This is a genomic window from Aquamicrobium soli, from assembly GCF_042646345.1.
GTDB classification, from domain to species: Bacteria; Pseudomonadota; Alphaproteobacteria; order Rhizobiales; family Rhizobiaceae; genus Mesorhizobium; species Mesorhizobium soli_A.
Genome location: NZ_JBHRTK010000001.1, coordinates 198,859 through 219,193, shown reverse-complemented (window position 1 = coordinate 219,193; position 20,335 = coordinate 198,859). Strand labels below are relative to the sequence as shown.

General features: G+C 60.9%; 24 protein-coding genes and 1 pseudogene. 15 read left to right on the top strand and 10 right to left on the bottom strand.

Going from position 1 to position 20,335, the window contains the following annotated elements; translation table 11 throughout:
- Positions 1 to 7: 7 nt before the first annotated feature.
- The 6 genes from ACFOHJ_RS01150 to ACFOHJ_RS01125 all read left to right on the top strand — a co-directional run bounded on the left by ACFOHJ_RS01150 (position 8) and on the right by ACFOHJ_RS01125 (position 5,601).
- Entirely contained in the window at positions 8 to 766 is a 759-nt protein-coding gene (locus ACFOHJ_RS01150) for an aspartate/glutamate racemase family protein (RefSeq protein WP_378217636.1), read from the top strand.
- An 11-nt stretch (positions 767 to 777) separates the two neighbouring features.
- Positions 778 to 1,884, top strand: coding sequence for an NAD(P)/FAD-dependent oxidoreductase (locus ACFOHJ_RS01145; RefSeq protein ID WP_378217634.1), 1,107 nt, complete (start codon positions 778 to 780; stop codon positions 1,882 to 1,884).
- Positions 1,868 to 2,170 carry a (2Fe-2S)-binding protein gene (locus ACFOHJ_RS01140; RefSeq protein ID WP_378217632.1) on the top strand — a complete coding sequence of 101 codons (303 nt, stop codon included), beginning with the start codon at positions 1,868 to 1,870 and terminating at the stop codon, positions 2,168 to 2,170. Before ACFOHJ_RS01145 ends, ACFOHJ_RS01140 begins: the two co-directional genes overlap by 17 nt.
- On the top strand, positions 2,167 to 3,564 hold the full coding sequence (locus ACFOHJ_RS01135) for an FAD-dependent oxidoreductase (RefSeq protein WP_378217630.1): 1,398 nt from the start codon (positions 2,167 to 2,169) through the stop codon (positions 3,562 to 3,564). The genes ACFOHJ_RS01140 and ACFOHJ_RS01135 overlap by 4 nt, the downstream gene beginning before the upstream one ends.
- A gap of 1 nt (position 3,565) precedes the next feature.
- A complete protein-coding gene (locus ACFOHJ_RS01130) occupies positions 3,566 to 4,096 on the top strand; it encodes a TIGR02444 family protein (RefSeq protein ID WP_378217628.1) in 531 nt (176 codons plus the stop codon).
- Positions 4,097 to 4,206: 110 nt separating this feature from the next.
- Positions 4,207 to 5,601, top strand: a complete 1,395-nt coding sequence (locus ACFOHJ_RS01125; protein WP_378217627.1) for an amidase — start codon at positions 4,207 to 4,209, stop codon at positions 5,599 to 5,601.
- Positions 5,602 to 5,865: 264 nt separating this feature from the next.
- On the opposite strand, the gene ACFOHJ_RS01120 is transcribed toward ACFOHJ_RS01125, so the two are convergent.
- Positions 5,866 to 6,324 carry a pyridoxamine 5'-phosphate oxidase family protein gene (locus ACFOHJ_RS01120; RefSeq protein WP_378217625.1) on the bottom strand — a complete coding sequence of 153 codons (459 nt, stop codon included), beginning with the start codon at positions 6,322 to 6,324 and terminating at the stop codon, positions 5,866 to 5,868.
- Positions 6,325 to 6,568: 244 nt separating this feature from the next.
- On the bottom strand, positions 6,569 to 6,856 hold the full coding sequence (locus ACFOHJ_RS01115; protein ID WP_378217623.1) for a recombinase family protein: 288 nt from the start codon (positions 6,854 to 6,856) through the stop codon (positions 6,569 to 6,571).
- Positions 6,857 to 7,026: 170 nt separating this feature from the next.
- Between ACFOHJ_RS01115 and ACFOHJ_RS01110 the strand changes: the two genes are divergently transcribed.
- From ACFOHJ_RS01110 to ACFOHJ_RS01095, 4 genes and pseudogenes are all read left to right on the top strand, one after another.
- Entirely contained in the window at positions 7,027 to 7,317 is a 291-nt protein-coding gene (locus tag ACFOHJ_RS01110; RefSeq protein ID WP_378217621.1) for a type II toxin-antitoxin system TacA family antitoxin, read from the top strand.
- Positions 7,310 to 7,834: a GNAT family N-acetyltransferase gene (locus ACFOHJ_RS01105; RefSeq protein ID WP_378217619.1), complete on the top strand. Its 525-nt coding sequence runs from the start codon at positions 7,310 to 7,312 to the stop codon at positions 7,832 to 7,834. Before ACFOHJ_RS01110 ends, ACFOHJ_RS01105 begins: the two co-directional genes overlap by 8 nt.
- A gap of 20 nt (positions 7,835 to 7,854) precedes the next feature.
- A pseudogene (locus ACFOHJ_RS01100) lies at positions 7,855 to 8,227 on the top strand (recombinase family protein); the annotation flags it as partial.
- 473 nt (positions 8,228 to 8,700) lie between these two features.
- Positions 8,701 to 8,823: a hypothetical protein gene (locus tag ACFOHJ_RS01095; RefSeq protein ID WP_378217616.1), complete on the top strand. Its 123-nt coding sequence runs from the start codon at positions 8,701 to 8,703 to the stop codon at positions 8,821 to 8,823.
- A 141-nt stretch (positions 8,824 to 8,964) separates the two neighbouring features.
- On the opposite strand, the gene ACFOHJ_RS01090 is transcribed toward ACFOHJ_RS01095, so the two are convergent.
- The 6 genes from ACFOHJ_RS01090 to ACFOHJ_RS01065 form a co-directional block, all read right to left on the bottom strand.
- A complete protein-coding gene (locus ACFOHJ_RS01090; protein WP_378217613.1) occupies positions 8,965 to 9,474 on the bottom strand; it encodes a GNAT family N-acetyltransferase in 510 nt (169 codons plus the stop codon).
- A 3-nt stretch (positions 9,475 to 9,477) separates the two neighbouring features.
- A complete protein-coding gene (locus ACFOHJ_RS01085) occupies positions 9,478 to 9,780 on the bottom strand; it encodes a type II toxin-antitoxin system TacA family antitoxin (RefSeq protein ID WP_378217610.1) in 303 nt (100 codons plus the stop codon).
- A 588-nt stretch (positions 9,781 to 10,368) separates the two neighbouring features.
- Positions 10,369 to 11,493 (bottom strand): putative 2-aminoethylphosphonate ABC transporter ATP-binding protein, encoded by a 1,125-nt coding sequence (locus ACFOHJ_RS01080; protein WP_378217607.1) that lies wholly within the window; start codon positions 11,491 to 11,493, stop codon positions 10,369 to 10,371.
- Complete coding sequence (locus ACFOHJ_RS01075) at positions 11,477 to 12,301, bottom strand: inositol monophosphatase family protein (protein ID WP_378217604.1); 825 nt, start codon at positions 12,299 to 12,301, stop codon at positions 11,477 to 11,479. Before ACFOHJ_RS01075 ends, ACFOHJ_RS01080 begins: the two co-directional genes overlap by 17 nt.
- Before the next feature lie 50 nt (positions 12,302 to 12,351).
- On the bottom strand, positions 12,352 to 14,061 hold the full coding sequence (locus tag ACFOHJ_RS01070; protein WP_378217601.1) for a putative 2-aminoethylphosphonate ABC transporter permease subunit: 1,710 nt from the start codon (positions 14,059 to 14,061) through the stop codon (positions 12,352 to 12,354).
- A gap of 95 nt (positions 14,062 to 14,156) precedes the next feature.
- A complete protein-coding gene (locus tag ACFOHJ_RS01065) occupies positions 14,157 to 15,200 on the bottom strand; it encodes an extracellular solute-binding protein (protein ID WP_378217598.1) in 1,044 nt (347 codons plus the stop codon).
- 128 nt (positions 15,201 to 15,328) lie between these two features.
- On the opposite strand from ACFOHJ_RS01065, the gene ACFOHJ_RS01060 reads away from it, so the two are divergent.
- Positions 15,329 to 16,273 (top strand): LysR family transcriptional regulator, encoded by a 945-nt coding sequence (locus ACFOHJ_RS01060; RefSeq protein WP_378217595.1) that lies wholly within the window; start codon positions 15,329 to 15,331, stop codon positions 16,271 to 16,273.
- A gap of 313 nt (positions 16,274 to 16,586) precedes the next feature.
- Here the strand turns inward: ACFOHJ_RS01060 and ACFOHJ_RS01055 are convergent, their stop codons facing one another.
- On the bottom strand, positions 16,587 to 17,483 hold the full coding sequence (locus ACFOHJ_RS01055) for a LysR family transcriptional regulator (protein ID WP_378217592.1): 897 nt from the start codon (positions 17,481 to 17,483) through the stop codon (positions 16,587 to 16,589).
- Between the two features lie 106 nt (positions 17,484 to 17,589).
- On the opposite strand from ACFOHJ_RS01055, the gene ACFOHJ_RS01050 reads away from it, so the two are divergent.
- The 3 genes from ACFOHJ_RS01050 (at position 17,590) to ACFOHJ_RS01040 (ending at position 19,593) form a co-directional block, all read left to right on the top strand.
- Positions 17,590 to 18,348 (top strand): SDR family NAD(P)-dependent oxidoreductase, encoded by a 759-nt coding sequence (locus ACFOHJ_RS01050; RefSeq protein WP_378217590.1) that lies wholly within the window; start codon positions 17,590 to 17,592, stop codon positions 18,346 to 18,348.
- Between the two features lie 147 nt (positions 18,349 to 18,495).
- Positions 18,496 to 19,089 (top strand): SOS response-associated peptidase family protein, encoded by a 594-nt coding sequence (locus tag ACFOHJ_RS01045; protein ID WP_378217588.1) that lies wholly within the window; start codon positions 18,496 to 18,498, stop codon positions 19,087 to 19,089.
- A gap of 36 nt (positions 19,090 to 19,125) precedes the next feature.
- Positions 19,126 to 19,593 carry an NUDIX domain-containing protein gene (locus ACFOHJ_RS01040; protein ID WP_378217586.1) on the top strand — a complete coding sequence of 156 codons (468 nt, stop codon included), beginning with the start codon at positions 19,126 to 19,128 and terminating at the stop codon, positions 19,591 to 19,593.
- 149 nt (positions 19,594 to 19,742) lie between these two features.
- On the opposite strand, the gene ACFOHJ_RS01035 is transcribed toward ACFOHJ_RS01040, so the two are convergent.
- Positions 19,743 to 19,964, bottom strand: a complete 222-nt coding sequence (locus ACFOHJ_RS01035) for a hypothetical protein (RefSeq protein ID WP_378217584.1) — start codon at positions 19,962 to 19,964, stop codon at positions 19,743 to 19,745.
- A 131-nt stretch (positions 19,965 to 20,095) separates the two neighbouring features.
- Here ACFOHJ_RS01035 and ACFOHJ_RS01030 point away from each other — a divergent pair, with 131 nt between their 5' ends.
- Positions 20,096 to 20,320 carry a DUF982 domain-containing protein gene (locus ACFOHJ_RS01030; protein ID WP_378217582.1) on the top strand — a complete coding sequence of 75 codons (225 nt, stop codon included), beginning with the start codon at positions 20,096 to 20,098 and terminating at the stop codon, positions 20,318 to 20,320.
- Positions 20,321 to 20,335: the final 15 nt, after the last annotated feature.

Sequence of the window (20,335 nt, the reverse complement as noted above, 5' to 3'; positions counted from 1 at the left end):
CTTACCGATGCAACCTATCATAAAAGTCGAGAAAGCCTCTGATCGCCCTCGTCGCCGTCGCCCGGTCCACGGCGCGCGTATCGGCATTATCGTGCTCGACACCGGATTCCAGCGCCTTCCCGGCGATGTCGCCAACGCCCTGACCTGGCGTTTCCCGGTGCAATATCATGTCGTCACAGGCGTGCGCCCGCAGGACGTGATCGAGGGCGCCCCCGAAAAAATCTTGCCGGCTTTTTACGATGCGATAGACCGGCTGACCGAATTGGGCGTGGACGGCATCGCCACCAGTTGCGGTTTCCTGGCGATGGTACATCCGCAATTGCGCGCCTACAGCGGGCTGCCGATAGCCTCATCCAGTCTGATGCAGATTCCGCTCGTGCTGCAGACATTGCCGGCGGACAAGACGGTCGGCGTCATCGTTTCGGACCGCAAGGCCATCACCGACAACCATTTCATCAATGTCGGGGCTCCTGTCGGTCTTCCGCTCGGTGAGCTCGCCTTCGACGGGCCGATCCGCGCCAATATGCGCAATAACGCCTCCCAGGTCTCCTACGCGGCACAGGAGCGCGACGCCCTGGAGACCGTGGAGCGCATGCTTGCCGAAACGCCGTCGATAGGCGCTCTGGTCAGCGAATGCGCCAATCTTCCTCCCTATTCGCAAGCAATCGAGAGGACCCTTGGCGTGCCTGTCTACGATGTCGTGTCGCTGGTCGAATGGCTTCATGCAGGCCTGATGCCTCGTGGTTTCCACCCGGAAACCTGCTGAGGTACAGCGCGATGGAGGCGTTCGACCTGATCGTCGTGGGTGGTGGCCTCGTCGGGTCGGCACTTGCATGGGGAGCGCAGACTGCTGGAGCCAACGTCGTGCTGCTCGACGAAGGCGACCAGGCCCATCGCGCCGCTCGTGGCAACTTCGGTCTTGTCTGGTTACAGGGAAAGGGCGTCGGCACCCCGGCCTATATGCAATGGTCGCTACACGCGGGCCGGATCTGGCCGGAATTCGCCGCAAGACTGAGCAACGCCGTTTCTTTCGACATCGGGTGGCGACAACCTGGCGGACTGCAATTCTGCTTGAGCGCGGCGGAACTGGACAAGCGCCGCGACGTCATCGCCCGCACCCAAGCCGATGGCGGTGACATCGACATATCCATCCTCGACCGTGCCGACCTGCGGGATCTGCTGCCCGGTATCGGCGGCGACGTGGTCGGCGCTTCGTTTTCCTCGCTCGATGGCCACGTCAATCCGCTGTACCTGCTCCGCGCTCTGCAACAGGGGTTGCAAGACGCCGGCGGCCGCTATCGCCCGGGATTCCGGGTCGAGCATATCGACGCGGAAAGAGATGGGTTCAAGGCAGTCAGCCGGACTGGTAGCGTTACCGGCAAGCGGATCGCGCTGACCGCTGGCCTGGGCGCGGCCAGCCTTGCCCCGCATGTGGGGCTTTCAATGCCGGTGAAGCCCGAACGGGGACAGATTGTCGTCACCGAACGGGTTAAGCCGTTCCTGCCCTATGCCACCAATTGCATCCGGCAAACGGTCGAAGGAACGGTCCTGCTTGGCAGCAGTCATGAAGACCGAGGTTTCGACGACGGGACAGATGTGCCTACCGCGGCCATGCTTTGCAGGACTGCGGCTCGTGTCTTTCCGGCGCTGGCTGAGGCCACGGTGGTGCGCAGTTGGGGCTCGCTGCGCGTCATGACGCCTGACGGACGTCCCATCTACGAGGAATCCACTCTTTTTCCAGGCGCCTTTGCCGTCACTTGCCACAGCGGTGTCACCCTCGCCAGCGTACACGCGCTGGAAATCGGCCCGTCGCTGGCGAAAGGCCGGCTGCCCGAACATCTTTCGAGCTTCACAAGCGGCAGGTTCGATGTTCACCAGGGTTGAACGCAATTCGGCATTGCCGGCTGGCGGCAACGTCCTCCACTTCGAGGGCTCTCCCGTCCCTTTCCAGCCCGGCGACAGCGTCGCCGCGGCGTTGCTGGCGGCCGGAGCCTCACCTTTCAGAGAAAGCCCTGTCGACGACAGCCTGCGCGCTCCCTATTGCATGATGGGCGTGTGCTTCGAGTGCCTGGTCGAAATCGACGGCAGGCAGAATCAGCAATCCTGCCTGACAACGGCCCGCCCGGGGATGATCGTCAAGCGCCAGCACGGTGCGAGGACGCTCGGATGAACGGTCTGTGGGATGCTATCGTGATCGGAGCCGGGCCCGCTGGAATGACAGCGGCTACTGCTCTGTCCGAAGGTGGTGCCCGCACCCTCGTCGTTGACGAGCAGCCCGCGCCCGGTGGCCAGATCTACCGCGCGGTCGAACGCAATATGGACAATGCGAGCCTTTCCGCGCTCCTCGGGCCCGACTATGCGGACGGCGCTGCTCTGGTGACCAGATTGCGCGCCAGCGCCGCGGAACTGCGCTTCAGCACGAGCGTCTGGCGCGTGGATGCCGACGGCACGGTCTGGACGAAGGCCGACGGCAAGATTGAGCGGCTGCGGGCAAGGAACCTCGTCATCGCCTCGGGCGCGATAGAGCGGCCAATTCCGGTGCCAGGCTGGACACTGCCCGGCGTCATGACGGTCGGCGCCTTGCAGATCATGCTCAAGGATGCCGGGCTTCGCCCTTGCGGCCGTCTCGTGCTGGCCGGCTGCGGTCCGCTCCTCTATCTGTTCGCAGTCCAGTGCCTTGAGGCCGGCGTTTCCGACCTCGTGCTTCTCGACACCGCTGAGCGCGCCAATCTCATCCCCGCGCTGCGGCATCTACCGAAAGCCGTTTCCGGTCACGGTCCGGGCTACCTTCGCAAGGGCTTCGGCCTGATGACAGCGTTGCGCCGGCACGGCGTAAAAATCTACCGAGGCGTTTCCAACCTCCGCATCGAGGGAACCGAGCGCGCTGCCGCGGCCAGCTTCCGGACCGGGGCACGTACGCTGCGCATCGACCTCGATCTGGTTGCCCTGCACGAGGGCGTAATACCGAACCAGCAGATAGCTCGATCCCTCGGCTGCGCCCATCGATGGGATGAAGAGCAACGGTGCTTCCTGCCGATCCTCGACCCGATGCGGGAAAGCTCCATTGCGGGCATCTTCATCGCCGGCGACGGCGGCGGCATCGTGGGCGCGGTGGCAAGCGCTCACACCGGTGCGTTTTGCGCGCTTGCGATCCTCAAGCGTCTCGGCAAGATTACCGAGACCGAATTTGCAGATCGAAAGGCCGTCGCGCAGCAGGCCTTTGACGCCCACCTGACGGTCAGGCCTTTCCTCGACCGGCTCTATCGCCCGCGCGACGAAGTGCTCGTTCCAGCGAACGAGGTGGTCGTATGTCGTTGCGAGGCTATTCGCGCCGGTGCCATTCGCGACATCGTTCAGCGGGGCTGTCTTGGACCGAACCAGGCCAAGGCGTTCCTGCGTTGCGGGATGGGTCCTTGCCAGGGCCGTATGTGCGGCCCCACAGTCAGCGCCATCGTTGCGCGCGAAACCGGACAGACCCCCGGCGCAACGGGGTATTACCGTATCCGCCCGCCCCTGAAGCCCGTCTCGATCGGCGAACTGGCCAGCCAATACGAGGAGGATTGACTTGAACGAACAGTCCTCCCCTGCGGATGCAGCATGGGCATTCCTGAACGACTTCTATGGGCGCGAGGGCGTTTCCCAAGCCTGCCTCGTGCTGCAGGATGAGGCAGGTGTGGACGTGGTGGAGATGCTGATGCTCATCTATGCCGACACAGCCTTGGGCAAGTCCCTTTCGGGCAGCGAGCTCTCGACGCTGCGAGCCGCAATGTCGAGCTGGCGTCAGGACGTGGTGCTCCCGCTGCGCGCGCTTCGCCGCACATTGAAGACGGCACGCAAGGATGTCGCGGACAATGCGAAAGAACAGCTGCGCACCCAGATCAAAAAGGCAGAGTTGATGGCGGAGCGGCTGCAAGTCGATTTCGCCGAAAAATGGCTGGAGCATGCTACCGGCGGTGGTCCAGCGTTGGTTGCGACGCTGTCGGGACTAATTCCGGAACGCAGCCATGACAGCGCAGTCGAAAAGGCCCTGGCGCATATCATTGCGGTGGCGCAAGCCAGCCGAGCCGCCCCTGCCCAGCCACCGGCCGCTCCTTAGACGCCGTGCTACGCCTCAGGCACGCGCGGTGCGGGAGGAAACCTGGTGCATTCCCCGAGGGTTTTTTTCGACGTGATTGCAGGCGCATTATTACGGGAGACTGAATTCCGATGACCATTCCGGCGGACCCGCTCGATTCAGGTGGCATCCGTGGCTTCGGGCGCCGGTTGCGGACCGGCGAGACGACGGCCGTTGCCACAACCGCAGCCTACCTGGCGCGGATCGCTGCCCTCGATCCCCAGTTGCAAACCTATGAACACGTGGCGGCGCCGGCCGCGTTGCAGGCGGCCGAAGCCATCGACGAAGCCCTCGCGTCCGGCATTGATTTCGGGCCCCTGATGGGAATTCCCGTCGCGGTCAAGGACATCATAGCCGTCGAAGGAATGCCGACAACGGCTGGCTCGGACGTCGATGTTTCGGACCTGATCGGCCCCCCTGGCGGTTTCATGCGCAGTCTTGCCGCCGCCGGCTGCATCGTCATCGGAAAGACCAAGGCTGTCGAGTTCGCGATGAGCGGTACGGGTGCCAATTATCGGCGGGGCACGCCGCGCAACCCCTGGGATGCCGCCGTGTTTCGAATGACTGCCGGCTCTTCCAGCGGCTCGGCGGCCGCCGTGGCAGCAGGCCTTTGCGGATTTGCGATTGGCACCGACACGGGTGGCTCGATCCGCGGCCCGGCTGCATTCTGCGGCGTGTTCGGCCTGAAGCCAACGGCGGGCATCTGGCCGGTCGACGGCAGCTTCCCCGTCTCGGCGACACTCGACACCATTGGTCCGCTAACCCGTTCGGCCGAGGACGCCGCCATCGTTTGGGCCGCTCTTTGCGGCACCTCCGTGCCTGCGGCAGCAACGATAAAAGGAATAAAGCTCGGCCGGCCCCGGAATCTTTTCAGCGACCGTCTGGATTGCAGTGTAGCGGCCCGACTCGAAGATGCGTTGTCGAGGCTTGCAGCCGCCGGCGTCACGATCGTGGACGTGGACATTCCTGAACTCACCGAGATCGACCCGCTCTTCCGCACGATCAGTTTAGCCGAAATGGCCGCCTCGTTCGGTCGCGAGCGGTTCCGCCGCACGAGCGAGTTGATGAACCCGGACATCGCCGCCAGCATCGCCGCCGGGTTCGACATCACGCCGACGTCCTATGCGAACGCGCGCAGGCGGCAGCAGGAACTTATGCAGATCAGCACCGCCTGGTTTGACGGGATCGATGCGTGGGTCGGACCGGTAAAGTGGGGGCTGCCGCCGGCATTCCCGGGAGACTTTACATCCCTGTCGGCATCTGCCGCTCTTCTCGACGCCTGTGCCGGCCCTACGCGATCGGCAAATGTCCTCGGCCTCTGTGCGGCTAGCTTGCCGCTCCCCCACGCTATGTCGACATTGCCTGTGGGTCTGCAACTGATTTGCCCTGGAAGAGCAGACGAACAGCTTCTCTCCCTCGCCCGTGCATTCGAAACAGTTTTGGGACGCTCACCTTCCCCTGACCTCTCAGGCTTCGGAAACTTCTGACCACCCGTGGCTCGGAGACGGCGTTTGATGCGCCGGTGATCCTGTTCGATCCGATCGTTGAGGTACCGGCTCCGAATGCGGATCGGTTTTCGGAGATGATCTTCGCCGGGGTAGCTAATGTGAACGGCATCTCGTGAGGTGATCGCTTCCTGGCAACGGTCTTGTCGAAAATATCGAGCCGCCCGCGCTCATCGTCGCCTCCCCAATAAGAAGCCGCCCAGCACGCCCATTAGGATCACACAACACGCCGCCGGGCTCATTGTTTCACCTGCCGGAGGAGTCCGGCCGGTTATCGGCTACAGCAGCAGCCAGCATCTCGACATAGCTCATGATCGTGCCAGGGCTATCCCAGTATTGCGCATCTTTCGGCGTGACCTTGAGGACACGTATCGCCGGATCGTCCGGGCTTTCCCACCACGCCCTTGCGGGGGTCGACCACAATTCCTTGATCTTGGCCCGATCGTTCGACAATTCCGCGTGGCTGCTGAGGGAAACGTAGTTCTGGCACTCAACGTCGGCGAATGCAAGGCAGACGTTCGATTGCGACTGTGCTTGCTTCTGGCTTCCGCCATCGACGAGAAAATAGATCGCATTCTCGTCGGGAGCCGCAAACGCCGCCATCGGGCGCGCCCGAATGTCCCGACCCTCTCGAGCCGCGAGCATGCAGTAACCGATCTTCTCGATCAGTCTCCAAACGCGTTCGCGATCACTGTCGGCAGCCATCCCGGTTCTCTCCGGTGTAATTAGCAACGCAACGTCGGGCAATCGCGCTGGTTCCCGGCAGCGGATCATCCTCTTGTGTTTCCAAAGCGGACGCTTCTGTTCGCGCTCGCGCTGCGAGTCCGGTCCCAGCGTTGCCCCGATCCCATATATTTCCAGGAGGCTGGGCTCATTTAACTGGGGAGTTTTCGGGACGGACCATGAGCGCTGGAGGAGTCGGTCAGATTGACCGCTTGTTCGTAGAACGTTAGCGCTTGGCGGTGTCGCTATCGGCCGCGTCCCTCACCAGGAACGTGCTGGTAGTCTGAACCAGATTGTTCCTCCACTCCGCCATCGCCTGTTCCTCACGAAGGGCAGCGATGCTTGTCGTCGCGGGAATGCCTTCCCGGTCCGACCGGAAAGCGATTTCCTTCGGGCTTCTGCCGCCGGCGTATCCACGGAAGATACGACGCACGATCTCGGCCTGTTCTTCGACAATCGCCCGCTCACCCCGTATCGCCATTGGCGTCGAGCTGGTGGATGACGCGATAGCCATAGGCGGCTCGACCGCTTCCTGCCTCGCCGTTCTCCACCGGCCCGAGCTGGCCGCGATACGTCTGATAGCGAGGTCCTTGATAAAGCCTGCGAACTCCGTCGATGAGCAGGAGCCATCTTGATATCTCCAGAAGTACGGTTATCATCCGTACGTAGTGAATGGAGATCATTATGGCCCAGATGCAAGCCAATCGCGATGACCGCATCGAGTTGCGCGCCACACGCGACGAAAAGCGGCTTTTGACCGCCGCCGCCGCCCATGAGCGGCTGGACGTGACCAGCTTCATCATGCGGGCCGTCCTGCCGGCTGCGCGCGATGTAGTCGAGAAGGCTGAACGTATATCGCTTTCGGAGCGGGATTCCCTGCGCGTGCTCGACCTTCTGGAAAATCCGCCGGCACCGACGCCGGTGCTGCTTGCCGCAGCACGCCGACGTATCGCCCGAGGCGGCAAGGGTGCTTGACTGGCGGGAAGAACCTATAGGACGCCACCATGACCGCAAGGCGTTCGATTGCGGCACACCGGAACTGAATGAATATCTGCGCCGGCACGCCCGTCAGAACCATGAGGGCGGCGGCTCCAAGACCTTCGTGGCGGTTGCTCCATCGAAGCCGCAGACCATCCTCGGCTACTATTCCATCAGCCCCGCCTCGATTGCTTTCGCAAAAGTCCCCGCATCGCTGACCAAGGGATTAGGGCGCTACGAGGTTGCTGTGTTCCGGCTTGCGCGTCTGGCTGTCTCGCTGCCAGTGCGAGGTCAGGGGCTTGGCGGCGATCTGTTGCTGGCGGCGGGCGCGCGAGCGCTTGCCGTGGCTGCACAGGTCGGAGGCGTGGCGCTGGCTATCGACGCCAGGGATGAGAAGGCGGCGCGCTGGTACGAGCGTTTCGGCGCGATGCCGTTGCTCGACAGCAGCCCGCTTAGCCTGATCCTGCCATTCAAGACCATCATCGACGCTCTGGATGCTGCCCGAAGCGAATAACCGATCACCAGGATTCCGTCATTACCCGCGTTGCCCTTTACGCCCGCTTTTCCTCCGAGGACCAGCGTGACGCCTCCATCGAGGATCAGTTGCGTCAGCGCCGCGAGCGTGCGGAGCGTGAGGGCTGGACCGTGGTGAAGACGTATTCCGACCCGGCAATATCCGGCTCATCCATGATCCGCGCCGGCATCCAGAACCTTCTGGCCGATGCGCAGATGGGCCGGTTCGATTGTGCTGTCCCAAGCGCTCGGCCGCATGAGCCGCGATCAGGAGGATGTGGCTGCCGTGTTCAAGCGCCCGCGGTTCGCAGGCGTGACGATCGTCACTCTGTCCGAAGGCGAGATCAACGAGTTTCATGTCGGCCTGAAACGCACGATGAACGCCCTGTTGGTTTGGCGATCCAGTTCGCCCTGCCTTGCGGGTTGTCTGCGTAGTGACTCTCCCAGTAGTGCTGATTTCCCGCTTGCGGCACCTCGAACCCGTAGGGATTGTCTTCCGCTTTGCGCGCCGCTTCGGTCGAGGTCCCGCACGCAGACAACTCGGGTTCCGAGCCACTTTACGGCGCGTGCCTGATCGTCGAGACCCTGCCTTTGAAAGATTCGCGCGAAATGCGCGAACGCTACGCTGCCGACATTGACCACCGAGACCCAAACTCCTCAAACGGCATGCCGAGAAGGTCGGCAAGCGTTGAGAGCAGGATGTTCTCGCCGTCTCACCTCCCTCTCGATGACAGGTCCCTCTGCGTTGGCTCACGAGCGAAGTTCCGTTCGGATCTGCCGAACTCCACGCACAAGATGTGTGGTCTGCTCCGCAGAGTAGTTCAGGTAGAGAACTGACCTCCTGCTGTCCGTACCCGGAATCAACTCATGAGTGAGTTCGGCGAACGCAGCCGCCTGCCGCGGGCTTATCGCCTCGAACTTCATCTGAATGGAAAAAGATGCGGCGGCCTTGCTGAAATCGCGGTCCTGAATACGAATCCATTCCCCTGAATTCACAGAAAGCGCGTAGCGAACAGCGTCAATCAGCGCCGTCTATAACCGAAGTGACCTCTGATTGCGTTGTTTGAGAAGCCGCTGACTGGCAGAATAATCTGCGGGCCATTTCGAAATCTCTTTAGCAAGATATCGCACTTATTTGAACAATGCTTCGATATCCGCCACCGGCCGAAACAATTTCATCGGCTGATCCGGAAACGGCAAAAAGCTCTCTCGCTCATAGAAGTTTTTAGCGCCCTCATCTTTGGCGTCCACGACCACCGCAAAGGATGCGATCTCGCTGCGCACAGCCCGATAGAGCGCATCCGCGAGAAGAAAGCGGCCGTATCCTTTTCCTTGGCAGCGCCGATCTACAGCGAGACGCCCCAACAATGTCGCCGGGATCAGGGGGTAGCGCGGCAGCTTTCGCACAGTGGCCTCCGGCAGATCCGGAAGCCTCACCGCCGTAGACGAGAGCGTGTAATATCCGGCAACGCTGCCGTCCTTCAGCACAAGGACGAATGGCGCTGCCATCTTTTTTCTGGCGTCCTGTCCAGCCTGCGTCTGAAAATATCGGTCGAGTGGTTCCACACCACTTGCGAAGCCTGAACGGTCATGTTGTGGGCCGAGAAGCTCCACCCGCAGGATGTCATCCGCCTCTCCCACGCGTCAGACGCCTGTTCTCTCACGATAACGGCGAACCGTATCACTCAGCCGTTCGTTGACGGGTTGCGGCTCGATCAAGGCCTGCACAAAGGCCTGACTGTCCCGAATCGAAAGCTCCAGACGCTGATATTCGTCGATGGCACGTCGCGCCGCATCCTGAAGGCTCGACAGAACGAAATCCGTCACCGAGCGGCCCTGCAAGGCTGCAGCGTGTTCGATCAGGCGCTTCTGGTCAGCGGTTACGCGTGTCTCAAGGCGCTCGCCTCGAACACGACTAGATGGGGATCCTTTTGCTGCTTCAGCCATAGCTGCCTCCAAATTTGAAGGTAATGTACGGCCATTGGCCGGATAAATCAAGACCCACGACCAGATAAGGCACGACTTAGTATCGCCGTTGGAGGGGAAGCACTACGCTTGATACGCACTGGGTTATCGTGTTGGGAAGGAACCGCCGCTGTTCGCGCCGTAGCGTGCTATCGGCGGGTATATCGAAGGGGCATGCGACTGGTAGGGCATGTGAGAACCCCGGCAAGCAGGTTGAGCACCCCCATGCAGCGTATCTATTAGATAATTAAAAAGATAACTGACCAATTTGTGCGGTAATCGGCGGTGTTTGGCGGACTGCGTGGGATTCGAACACATACGCCGAAGAAATCTGCTGGCGCTCGGCTACTCCATAAGCAATGTCGCTTTCGGGAAGTCTCAAGTGCCAGTCGAACGTCCGAAATGAGGGCGCGAAGCTAACATCCCGTGTGCGGGAGTAGATGTCGGCATTGGTCAGAAACGACCATTCCTTGCATTCTCAAGTCAGGTGTGTGCAGAGCAAGCGGAAATCCCCATTGAACCATCAGCTACAATCTGAGCACTTGGGCAAAGCGAATGCGACCCTACGGCTTACATCGCTCGAGGGAACACTATAATTTTGCTTGGCGGAAGCTTGATCATCACAATAGAGCCCTCGCCTACACCGAGCCCTTTCCACACGGTACGCGTGACTTCCATTTCCAACGGCTGAACGATCTGATCGCATTGCAACGATAGCCTGTAGAAATTCCCACGAAACGAGACGGCTTTAACTTCCGCCTGAAGGCCCGAAGGATCGCGCGAGGCAGTAGCATCAATCACGATGTCGGCTGGACGTATGCAAAGGCTGACCTCGGTTCCGGCCACAAGCTTCCCTGCAACCGGAAATGTCACATTTCCAGTCGATACATCGCCCCCGGCAAGCACAACTGCGGGAATGAAATTCATGTCGCCGAGGAAGCCGGCCACGAATGGCGACGTGGGTAGCGAAAAGACCTCTTCCGGCGTGCCGACCTGATCGATCACGCCGCGGTTCATCACCACGATGCGATCGGCGATCGCAAGCGCTTCGTCCTGATCGTGCGTGACCATGATCGTCGTGACACCCAGCCGACGCTGCAAATGCCTCAACTGGTCGCGCAGATGCAGCCGGACCTGTGCGTCCAGCGCGCTTAACGGTTCGTCCAGCAGCAGCAGTCCCGGCGAGGGTGCAAGCGCGCGGGCCAGGGCTACCCGTTGTTGCTGGCCGCCCGAAAGCTGGGCCGGGTATTTGCCGGCCTGGTCCTGCAATCCGACCAGTGCGAGGAGTTCGCTGACACGGGCCGTTCTTTGCTGCTTCGACGTGCCGGCACCATGCAGGCCGTAGCCGATATTGCATTCGACTGTCAGATTTGGAAAAAGCGCATAGGATTGGAACACGATCCCGAAATCCCGGCGCGCGACGGGCAATCGTGAAATGTCACGACCATTTTGATGAATAGTGCCGCGTTCCTGCATGTCTAGCCCGGCTATCGCGCGAAGCAGGGTTGTTTTGCCACATCCGGAAGGCCCCAAAAAGCAGACGAATTCGCCCCGCTCGATATCGAGATCGATCCCATCGAGGGCCAAGAATTTTCCGAACGACTTCGAGAGGTCGCGAACCTGCAACGCCTTTGGACCGTCCGCGTTCGTCCCCTCCTGGCAGAGGTGTGTGACCGTTTCAGGCACGTTTAGCATGAGCCAAGCCCCCCGTTTCACTGCGCCCGAGCAGTGTCAACATCTCGGGCAGAAGTCCAGTGTCGCCGACAGCCACGAAACGGTCACCTGAATGCAGCGTCAAGGGTCCGCCGCTCCAGTCCCTAATGGCCCCGCCTGCCCCTTCGATGACGGGAACCGCCGCGAGATAGTCGACGATCCCGTAGGTGGCCGCGATCATGATATCGGCATGACCGCTGGCAACCAGGCCATAGGCTTGAGTGCCTGCGTCGTAGATCGTGAACTTGGCCATGTCGGCGACATGACTGAAAGGGCCTGCTGCGTCGCCGCCGAGATATTCGGGCGATGTGGCAAGGAGAATGGCGTGGGCGGTGCTCGGGCATTTGCGCGTCGTGGCAGCCTGACCGTTGAGCAGCGTCTCGTGCCCTGTCGCGCCGACCCAGCGCTCGCCCATGATCGGTACGTCAACGACCCCCAGCATCGGCACGGTGTCCACCGTCAGGGCGATGAGCGTGCCGAAAACGGGACGCCCGGCGATGAAGGAGCGCGTGCCGTCGATGGGATCGATCACCCATACGTGGTCGGCGTCGGCGGCGCTCGCGGGGTGTTCCTCGCCGATCACCCCATGCGTGGGGTAACGGTCGGCGATCATCTCCCGGATCAGGGTTTCGACCTCCAGATCGGTCCGGGTGACGGGCGTATCGTCGGCCTTCATATCGACTTCCGTCTTCTGGCGGAAGCGGGCACGGATCAGCGCCCGGCTCGCGTCGGCAAGTTCTTCGGCGAACCGGATGTATTCTTCTGGCGTGGTCTTGAGAGAGGCCGTCATGGACTGATCCTTGAATTGGGAGGGAGTAAGGCGGGGGCTGACCCCTGAGCTCAAGCTTCGGAGCCGCGCCAGGCCTGCGTTCGCCGCAAAAATCCACGCATGAGCAGCCACTGAAGGCCAACGACGGTTGCCGAGGTTCCCACGATCAGGATGCTCATCGCCGCCGCCGGACCAAGCATGGCGTTGTCATTCAGCAGAACGACACTGACGGTCGCGACCTTGGTGTCGGCTGAATAGAGAAACACCAGCGCGGAGATCGTCGTCATCGCATTCATGAAAAAGTAGCTAGCGATCCGCAGGATCGTCGGTAGGCACACCGGCACGATGACTTTCCGGAAAGTGGTGAAACGCGAAACCTTGAGCGAAGCGCCAACCGCTTCGAGCCCGCTATCCAGTTGCTTGAGCGCCGTCAACGCGGTCAGGTGCGGCACCGTATAGAGATGAATGATGGTGCTCAGGACCAGGATGGCCAACGTTCCATAGATCGCTCCAAGCGGGTTGGACGGGCTGTTGAAGAAGAAGATGTAAGACAGGCCCAGCACCATGCCGGGCAATGCCAGCGGGGCCATGCAGCAGAAACCTATCACACCCCTCAGCCACACGGCCCCATTGACCCTGTCCAGGAGGTACGCGCCGAAGAAGACAAGGGCGGTTCCGAATACCGCCACCGAGCCAGCCAGACGCAGGCTGTTGCTGTAGGCGCCCCATCCGCTCGGCTCGTGCTCCGAAAACCGGTAGCTCGCCAGGGAAAAACTAAGGTCATATGGCCATAGGCGAAACAGCGATCCGAGCGCCGCCATCAACAGCACACCGAGTATCGCGAGCGCGACGATGGAACAGAAAGCGAGGCTGGCAAGGTCACGTGTCGTGTGCCGGGCCGGAACATAGATCACCGCCCGTCCGCTAATTCCGTCCGCTTGGCCGCGTTGGAGCAGATGGCTGATAATGAAGGCGACCGCTGCCGGAATGAACAGCAGGATACCGACGACGGCCCCCATCTGGAAATCGAAGCCGCCAATCACCTTCTGGTACAGGTCCGTGGCGAGAACGGGATAGGACCCGCCGACGACGATCGGCACGCCGAAATCGGTAAACACCTTGGTGAAGGTGGCAAAGAACGCCGCGCCCAGTCCAAAGCGCATAGCCGGCATGGTCACGGAAAAAAAGCGGCGTAGCGATCCGGCCCGCAGGGCGGTCGCCGCCTCGTACAATCGGCGGTCGATCGTCAGCAGCGATGTCAGGATGATCATCAGCGCTATCGGAAAGGTGAAGAACACCTCGCCCATGACGATTCCGATCGGACCGTAGAGGCTATGGCCGAACAATGCGCCGCGAAAGAAGCCCTGATTGCCGAACAGGTAGATCAACGCGATGCCGGGCAGAAGCGAAGGCGTCAAAAGGGGTACCAGCGCCACCGCGCGAAAAAAACCGCGCCCCGGCATCCGGCTGTGGGTTAGCGCGAAAGCGTAGGCGCCTGCGATCAGGATGGTCAAAACGGTCGATACGACGGAGATGCGCAAGCTGTTCCAGAAGACAGTCGAGACGCCTGGCTCCGCAAAATAGCGGACGAAATTCTCCAGCCCGACGAAATTGCCGCTCTCGTTCTGCACCCCCTTCGACAGCAGCGTGTAGACGGGCAGCAACAGCCCTACCGTCAAGAACAGGCCCAGCCCGAGCAGGCACAGGCGAGGCAAAAGATCCTCGCCGCCGAACCTGATGCCGGCCTTTGACGCGGGCATGGTCGTGGCCTGTTCAACCATGAGCCTTTTCCCTTCGGTTTATGAATGAAGGCGGATACTGGAGCGGTTCACCGGATCAAGGGAACCGCTCCAACTCTCTAGTGTGTACCGCTTAGCTATTTGGGCTCGTCTTTCGAACCGTAGCGCTTCTGCCATTCGGCCAGGATGCGATCCCGGTTTTCCGCGACCCAGTAGAAGTCCATGCTGACGAGGGCGGCTTCTTCTCCGGCCGGATAATTCGGAACCGTCGAGGAGACACCTTTGCGTGCCACGAGCGCATAGTACTTGTTGTGGATCTCGTTGCCCTCCTGGCTGGACGCGAAGTCAGCCAGCTTCTTGGCCGCATCCGGATGGCGTGCGCCGGCCAGGATGGCGACGCCCTCCACTTCGGACCCGACGCCCTCTTCCGGGATCACGATGCTGAGGGGCGCACCATCATTGATCGCTTTGACGCCTGGGGCCGGATACGCAATGCCGACCATCGCCTCGCCGGCGGCGGCCATCCGGCATGGCTTGCTGCCGGAATGGACATATTGCGCGATATTTTCGTGCAGCGCGTCCATGTATTTCCAGGCCGCATCCTCACCGAGGATCTTCATCCAGCCGACGATTGCAAGAAGCCCGGTTGCGGACGAGTTCGGGTTCGGCATGACGATCGCACCCTTGTATTCGGATTTGATCAGATCCTTCCAGCTTTTGGGCTCTTCCGCGCCGTGGTTTGCGCCCTCGACCTTGTTGAAGCAAACGGCCGATGCCCATGCATCGGTGCCGACCCATTTCGGCACGTCGCCCTTGTGGTCGTAGAAACGATCCTTGATTTCGCTCAAGCCTGACGGGGCATAGGGCATCAACATGCTCTTTTGCTCCAGCATGACGAGCCCCGGCACGGAGGCTCCCAAGATGATGTCGGCGCGCGGGTTTTCTTTCTCGGCCAATATCCGCGCGATGACGGGGCCATTGGAATCCAACAATTGATTGACTTTGATGTCGGGTTCTTTTGTCTGAAAGGCCGCGATCAGCTCAGCGAAATGTTCCTTGGCCAGGGCGCTGTAGACCGTCAGCTCTTCCGCCTGCGCCGCCGTGCTGCCCAGGCCTATGGCGCTCGACAAGATCAGACCGGCGAACAAAGTTCGGACGGTGTTTGGAAATTTGAATTCCATCGGTTTCTCCTCCTTTTTTCTCCTTCTTGGGATCGAGTATCGGGGCCCAATATCATAAAGTCAAAGATCAATATTTACGCATGTCATGCACCAATGCTATGACCTTACCGACAATGAGGGCATTGAGGATGCGCAACGAGACGTCAAAGTCGGCCACCATCAGCCTGCGGCAGATCGAAGCCTTCAAGGCCATCGTGGAAACCGCTTCGGTCACGGCCGCCGCTTCCGCCATGTACGTCTCGCAACCGAGCGTAAGCCGGCTGCTGCGGAGCCTTGAGGAAAATATCGGTTTCAATCTCTTCGAGCGCCGCAAAGGGCGGCTGCTGGCGACGCCGGAAGCTTTACTGTTCTATGACGAAATCCAGAAATACTTTCGCAATCTCCAGAAACTGGCACATACGGCGGCGGATATCCGCGCGCTGGCTCGCGGCCAGTTGCGGCTTGGCTCATTCATCGCCCTTTCGATTGCCGTGACGCCGGCGGTGATCAAGAAATTCAACAGCGCCCATCCGCAGATGCACGTTTCATGCACGACGGCGCAGTCACGCCAGATTGTCGACCTCATCGCCTCACGTTTCGCTGATCTCGGTATTGTCGATCCGATGGCGGTAAGCGAGATTGTAAGGATGGAACGGCGATGGCAATTCCAGTGCGTTTGCGTCATGCCTGCCGGGCATCCGCTAGCTGCTAGCGACAGTGTCTCCGTCCCGCAATTGGCCAACGAGAGCGTCATCGGCCTGGAGCGGGAGTTCCTTTCCCGATACCCTCCCGGCGCAAAATTGTATGAGGCGCTGGCTTCGCGCCTGCGCATTCAGGTGCATCAGTCCATTGTGGCCTGTGCGCTGGTCGCTGAAGGCGTCGGGGTGGCAATCGTCGATCCGTTCACGGCCATGCACTGCGCGCCGCGCGGCATCGAAGTCCGACCACTGGACGGCACCATCCCGTTCGACATGTGCATCGTCTCTTCGCCGGAGGCACCGCTTTCGGCAGCCGCGCAGGAGTTCCTCAAGCTGTTTGACGAGGAGATTGAGAAATCATGCCGAGTGGTGAACTATATCAAGCGCTGCCTGTAGAGGCAGCCGGCAGCACGATTGCCTCAAAGTCGCCTACCGCACGGCTTTGACGGTTTTGTAAAATTTCAAGCGATGCGCTGGCAACCAACCATCTTTTTCGAGACGGGGCGCCGTTAATGCTGCGGCCCCCGCCCTTCTTATCGCGGCCGCCTTGACTGCCTCTTCCGTCGCCCCCACCTCGATCAACAACCACCTGGGTCTTGTGGTCGAGGTACGCTTTTGCGGATGTCCGCTTCTAGGGCTCCGCCGGAATTCGTCTGACGACCGAAGTGAAGGCGCACAGCCGCCAGGCTGCTTCGCGTTCGGATCCAGTTCAATCCATGTCTAGCCGAGGACTGATCGTCTTAACCAACCAATCGACGAACACCCGCACGCGTGGGGAAAGCTGTCGGTTGCTCGGGTAAAGCACGGACAAGGGCGTTGGCGAGGGCGCAAAACCGGCGAGTACCTCGACCAGTGTGCCACTCGCCAGGTCGTCGGCGAAACGATAACGAGGAGCTTGGCAAAGCCCAAGACCAAGCCGTGCTGCCGCAGCGCTGGTATCAGCACTGCCGACCAGGACGCGCGCTGGCAATGCCACCTCGATGATGCTGCCATCGCGTGTGAGTTCCAATGGAAGCGGCTGGCCTGTGCGCGAGGAGACGAAGCCAATCATTCGATGGCCGTCCAGTTCGTCTGGAGCATGCGGTGTCCCGTACTGCGCCAGATAGGCGGGGCTCGCAACGGTGATCTCCTCCATTACGCCTAACCGTCGGACCACCATGTCGCTGTCGACTAGTTCGCCGGCGCGTACAACGCAATCGACGCCTTCGCGCACCAGATCGACGAAGCGCTCACCTCCGCCGAGATAAACGGTCAACTTTGGATGCTGAGCCAGGAAATCGGGCAATTCCGGCAGCAGTACCTTGCGGACGAGATGACCGGCGGCATCGACACGGACCAGTCCGGCGACCGCCCCGCCAGCATCTCGATCAGCGTCCTCAAGATCGGCGAGGATGGCAACGCAGCGATGGTAATAGGCTTGGCCTTCGACGGTGGTCCGGACGTGGCGGGTGGAACGCTGCAACAGCCGTGTGCCCAGTTGCTCCTCCAGCGCCTTGATAGCTGCGGTCGCGACGGGACGCGAAACACCATGATCCGACGCTGCCGCGCTGAAGCTGCCTCGTTCGACTATGCGGACGAAAAGGTTGAGCGTGGCGAGCCAATCCATACGGATTATTCTATCACCCAAAACAATGTTGACCGAAAGCGCGATCTAATCATTTGCCGGCACGAAGACTAGGTCAGGGAGGTCTTGAAAGAATGGAGGTTTCCCCATGCCAGCACATCCCATCGCGCTAGTCACCGGCGGCAGTCGCGGTCTCGGGCGCGCCACCGTGGCGGCGCTCGCGCGCCGCAGCGTATCATCGATCCTGACCTTCAATAGGAACCGAGCCGCCGCCGAGGAGGTGGTGGCAGAAGTCCGGCAAGCTGGCGCACGTGCAGTCGCCCTGCAACTGGATACGGGCGACACAGGAGCGTTTCCCGGCTTCGCCGACAAAGTTCGACGCGTGCTCGGCGAATGGGAAGCGGAGCGCTTCGACTTCCTCGTCAACATGGCCGGCACATCGCACAGCGGCCTGATCGATGAGGTGAGGGAAGAGGATTTTGATGCCGCTTACCGCGTCCACCTGAAAGGCCCGTTCTTCCTGACGCAAACGTTGCTGCCGCTGATCGCAGATGGAGGCCGGATCGTGAACATTTCCTCCGGCCTGACCCGCATCATTTATCCGGGCCGTATCGCTTATGGCTCCATGAAGGGCGCCGTCGAGGTGATGACCCGGTACATGGCGAAGGAACTGGGGCCTCGCCGTATCACCGTCAATACGGTTGCGCCAGGCGCCATCCAGACCGACTTCTCAGGGGGCGTGGTGCGCGACGACCCCGAGGTGGCCCGGCACATCGCCGAGGTAACGGCACTCGGCCGCCCTGGCCTGCCAGACGACATCGGCCCGATGATCGCGTCACTTCTTTCGGAAGATAATCGCTGGGTGAACGCGCAGCGTATCGAGGTGTCGGGCGGGCAGGCAATCTAGTTTAGGGCATCCGACCGTGGGACGAAAGGCGCTTGCCAGCCTGCGGTGCCAGGCGATCGTATCTGAGAGCTTGGCGATTGTGAGTGAACGAAGGACCCCCCTTAGTCGCCCCTCGTCAGTCATGGTGATCCGACCTATGTTGGCCGGATGTGCAACGATTTCGAGCAACACATTGCCTGGGCCGAATACTGCGAACTCATGCGGTCGCTGGAACTCGGCATTCCGCCGCACCAAAGCGAACTCGATCTGCCGACGGCGGATGACATCAAGATCGGAGACGTCGGACCAGTCATGCGCGCTGCGGGCGATGCGATAGAGCTTGCTGCGATGCGCTTCGGTTTTCCCGCAGCCAATCCCAAAGGCGGCCCCATCTTTAACTTCCGCTCGGAGGGCCGACGGTTTGGCGACAGCAATCGCTGTCTTGTCCCCGCCAGCGCCTTCTTCGAGTTCACGGGCAAGAAATACCCGAAGGCTAAGCACCGGTTCACCCTGCGAAACGCGCCCTTCATGGCGATCGCCGGTCTGTGGCGAGATGGCCGGGGTAACCAGCCGCCATCCTTTACAATGCTGACGACCGAACCGGGGCCGGACGTCGAGCTCTACCACAATCGGCAGGTCGCAGTGCTCTCGCCGCAGGACTGGACGTCATGGATCCGTCTCACCAAGCCGGAAGCGGAACTGCTCAGGCCGCTTCCGGCAGGCTCGCTCGCTGTCGAAACCGTGCGAGCCGGCTCGGACTAGCTAGCCCGTTCTCTTAGTGGAGCCTGGGGCAAAGACATGTCAAAGCGCAGTGCTGGATTGCTGATTTTCCGACGGAAGGACGGACGACTTGAGGTGCTGCTTGTCCATCCCGGTGGGCCGTTCTGGGCGAAAAAGGACGCCGGAGCCTGGTCGATACCAAAAGGACTTGTCGACGACGGCGAGGACGAACTGGCAGCAGCCCGTCGTGAGGTCGAGGAGGAAATCGGAACAAGGATTTGTGGTCGCTTCGAGCGCCTTGGCGAATACAAGCAACGCGGCGGAAAAATCGTCATTGCTTGGTCGGTCGAAGCGGACGCCGATATCGACGTCTCGGCGATTGCAAGTAATACGTTTGCGTTGGAGTGGCCGCCGCGGTCCGGCACGATGAAGGAATTCCCCGAAGTGGATCGCGCCGGCTGGTTCGCCCTCGCCGAAGCTAATGGCAAAATCCTGGAGGGGCAGAAAGCCATTCTCTCGGACTTCGCGGCGCAAGTGGCCGACTGATCGACCGCCTTGTCCGGAAGAGCGAGAGGCATTTCGACCTGCTTTAGCCGGTTTGACGGGGAAACGACCACGAGCGATGAACTTCTCGCCCCGGTGTTGCGCCAAGGTCAGGCGATCACGCCGGCGTGCTTGTCGACGCCTGTTCCCGCTCACTTCGATGCGGGCTTTTTTCGTTTCGGGCTATGCTCGGTCGATCGCGTTTTCTTTTTCTCGGAGGTCGCTGCGTCGTCAGCTGATTCCGTGGCTGCCTGTCGATCACGTTCAAGCCTTAGCTCTCGCAAACGTCGAGTCTTTGCATCGCGATCCATTCGCTCTTGTTTGAGGGTTTGTGCAACGGTTTCGTCCGTACTGTTTTTTATACGCTGGATCATCGCAGTTCCGTCTCCTGCGGCGTGGCTTCACTTATTCGGCGACCACGACTTAACGGAGATTGGCGGAAACGGTTGCGCAGAGGAATTGAGGCGAACCCAAGCGATTGAGTCGCTCCGTTGGAATACTTGCCATGCGCGATGAGTATTTTGATATCTATGCCGCCGACAAGAGGGAGCAGACGAGCCGATACCTCACCGTAACGCGAATTGGACAAGCGGCAGCTTTTCTCTTTCACCGCTGGCCGGTGTCGCGTGGGTCGAAAATCGCGCCGCCCTGCCAGGGCATAATGGACCTGATGGACCAGCTCAAAGTGGTCGCAGCGGCTCGCGAGGCGCTTTCAGAAACCCCGAAATAGGCGCACATCTTTATC

What these genes read in the sequence shown, in the direction of transcription:
- ACFOHJ_RS01055 (WP_378217592.1), bottom strand. Translation starts at nt 17,483, where the DNA reads ATGGATTGGCTCGCCACGCTCAACCTTTTCGTCCGCATAGTCGAACGA.
- ACFOHJ_RS01110 (WP_378217621.1), top strand. Translation starts at nt 7,027, where the DNA reads ATGGCCCAGATGCAAGCCAATCGCGATGACCGCATCGAGTTGCGCGCC.
- ACFOHJ_RS01145 (WP_378217634.1), top strand. Translation starts at nt 778, where the DNA reads ATGGAGGCGTTCGACCTGATCGTCGTGGGTGGTGGCCTCGTCGGGTCG.
- ACFOHJ_RS01075 (WP_378217604.1), bottom strand. Translation starts at nt 12,301, where the DNA reads ATGACGGCCTCTCTCAAGACCACGCCAGAAGAATACATCCGGTTCGCC.
- ACFOHJ_RS01125 (WP_378217627.1), top strand. Translation starts at nt 4,207, where the DNA reads ATGACCATTCCGGCGGACCCGCTCGATTCAGGTGGCATCCGTGGCTTC.
- ACFOHJ_RS01095 (WP_378217616.1), top strand. Translation starts at nt 8,701, where the DNA reads ATGAGTGAGTTCGGCGAACGCAGCCGCCTGCCGCGGGCTTATCGCCTC.
- ACFOHJ_RS01115 (WP_378217623.1), bottom strand. Translation starts at nt 6,856, where the DNA reads ATGGCTATCGCGTCATCCACCAGCTCGACGCCAATGGCGATACGGGGT.
- ACFOHJ_RS01085 (WP_378217610.1), bottom strand. Translation starts at nt 9,780, where the DNA reads ATGGCTGAAGCAGCAAAAGGATCCCCATCTAGTCGTGTTCGAGGCGAG.
- ACFOHJ_RS01045 (WP_378217588.1), top strand. Translation starts at nt 18,496, where the DNA reads ATGTGCAACGATTTCGAGCAACACATTGCCTGGGCCGAATACTGCGAA.
- ACFOHJ_RS01070 (WP_378217601.1), bottom strand. Translation starts at nt 14,061, where the DNA reads ATGGTTGAACAGGCCACGACCATGCCCGCGTCAAAGGCCGGCATCAGG.
- ACFOHJ_RS01040 (WP_378217586.1), top strand. Translation starts at nt 19,126, where the DNA reads ATGTCAAAGCGCAGTGCTGGATTGCTGATTTTCCGACGGAAGGACGGA.
- ACFOHJ_RS01140 (WP_378217632.1), top strand. Translation starts at nt 1,868, where the DNA reads ATGTTCACCAGGGTTGAACGCAATTCGGCATTGCCGGCTGGCGGCAAC.
- ACFOHJ_RS01150 (WP_378217636.1), top strand. Translation starts at nt 8, where the DNA reads ATGCAACCTATCATAAAAGTCGAGAAAGCCTCTGATCGCCCTCGTCGC.
- ACFOHJ_RS01050 (WP_378217590.1), top strand. Translation starts at nt 17,590, where the DNA reads ATGCCAGCACATCCCATCGCGCTAGTCACCGGCGGCAGTCGCGGTCTC.
- ACFOHJ_RS01120 (WP_378217625.1), bottom strand. Translation starts at nt 6,324, where the DNA reads ATGGCTGCCGACAGTGATCGCGAACGCGTTTGGAGACTGATCGAGAAG.
- ACFOHJ_RS01035 (WP_378217584.1), bottom strand. Translation starts at nt 19,964, where the DNA reads ATGATCCAGCGTATAAAAAACAGTACGGACGAAACCGTTGCACAAACC.
- ACFOHJ_RS01030 (WP_378217582.1), top strand. Translation starts at nt 20,096, where the DNA reads ATGCGCGATGAGTATTTTGATATCTATGCCGCCGACAAGAGGGAGCAG.
- ACFOHJ_RS01135 (WP_378217630.1), top strand. Translation starts at nt 2,167, where the DNA reads ATGAACGGTCTGTGGGATGCTATCGTGATCGGAGCCGGGCCCGCTGGA.
- ACFOHJ_RS01080 (WP_378217607.1), bottom strand. Translation starts at nt 11,493, where the DNA reads ATGCTAAACGTGCCTGAAACGGTCACACACCTCTGCCAGGAGGGGACG.
- ACFOHJ_RS01065 (WP_378217598.1), bottom strand. Translation starts at nt 15,200, where the DNA reads ATGGAATTCAAATTTCCAAACACCGTCCGAACTTTGTTCGCCGGTCTG.
- ACFOHJ_RS01060 (WP_378217595.1), top strand. Translation starts at nt 15,329, where the DNA reads ATGCGCAACGAGACGTCAAAGTCGGCCACCATCAGCCTGCGGCAGATC.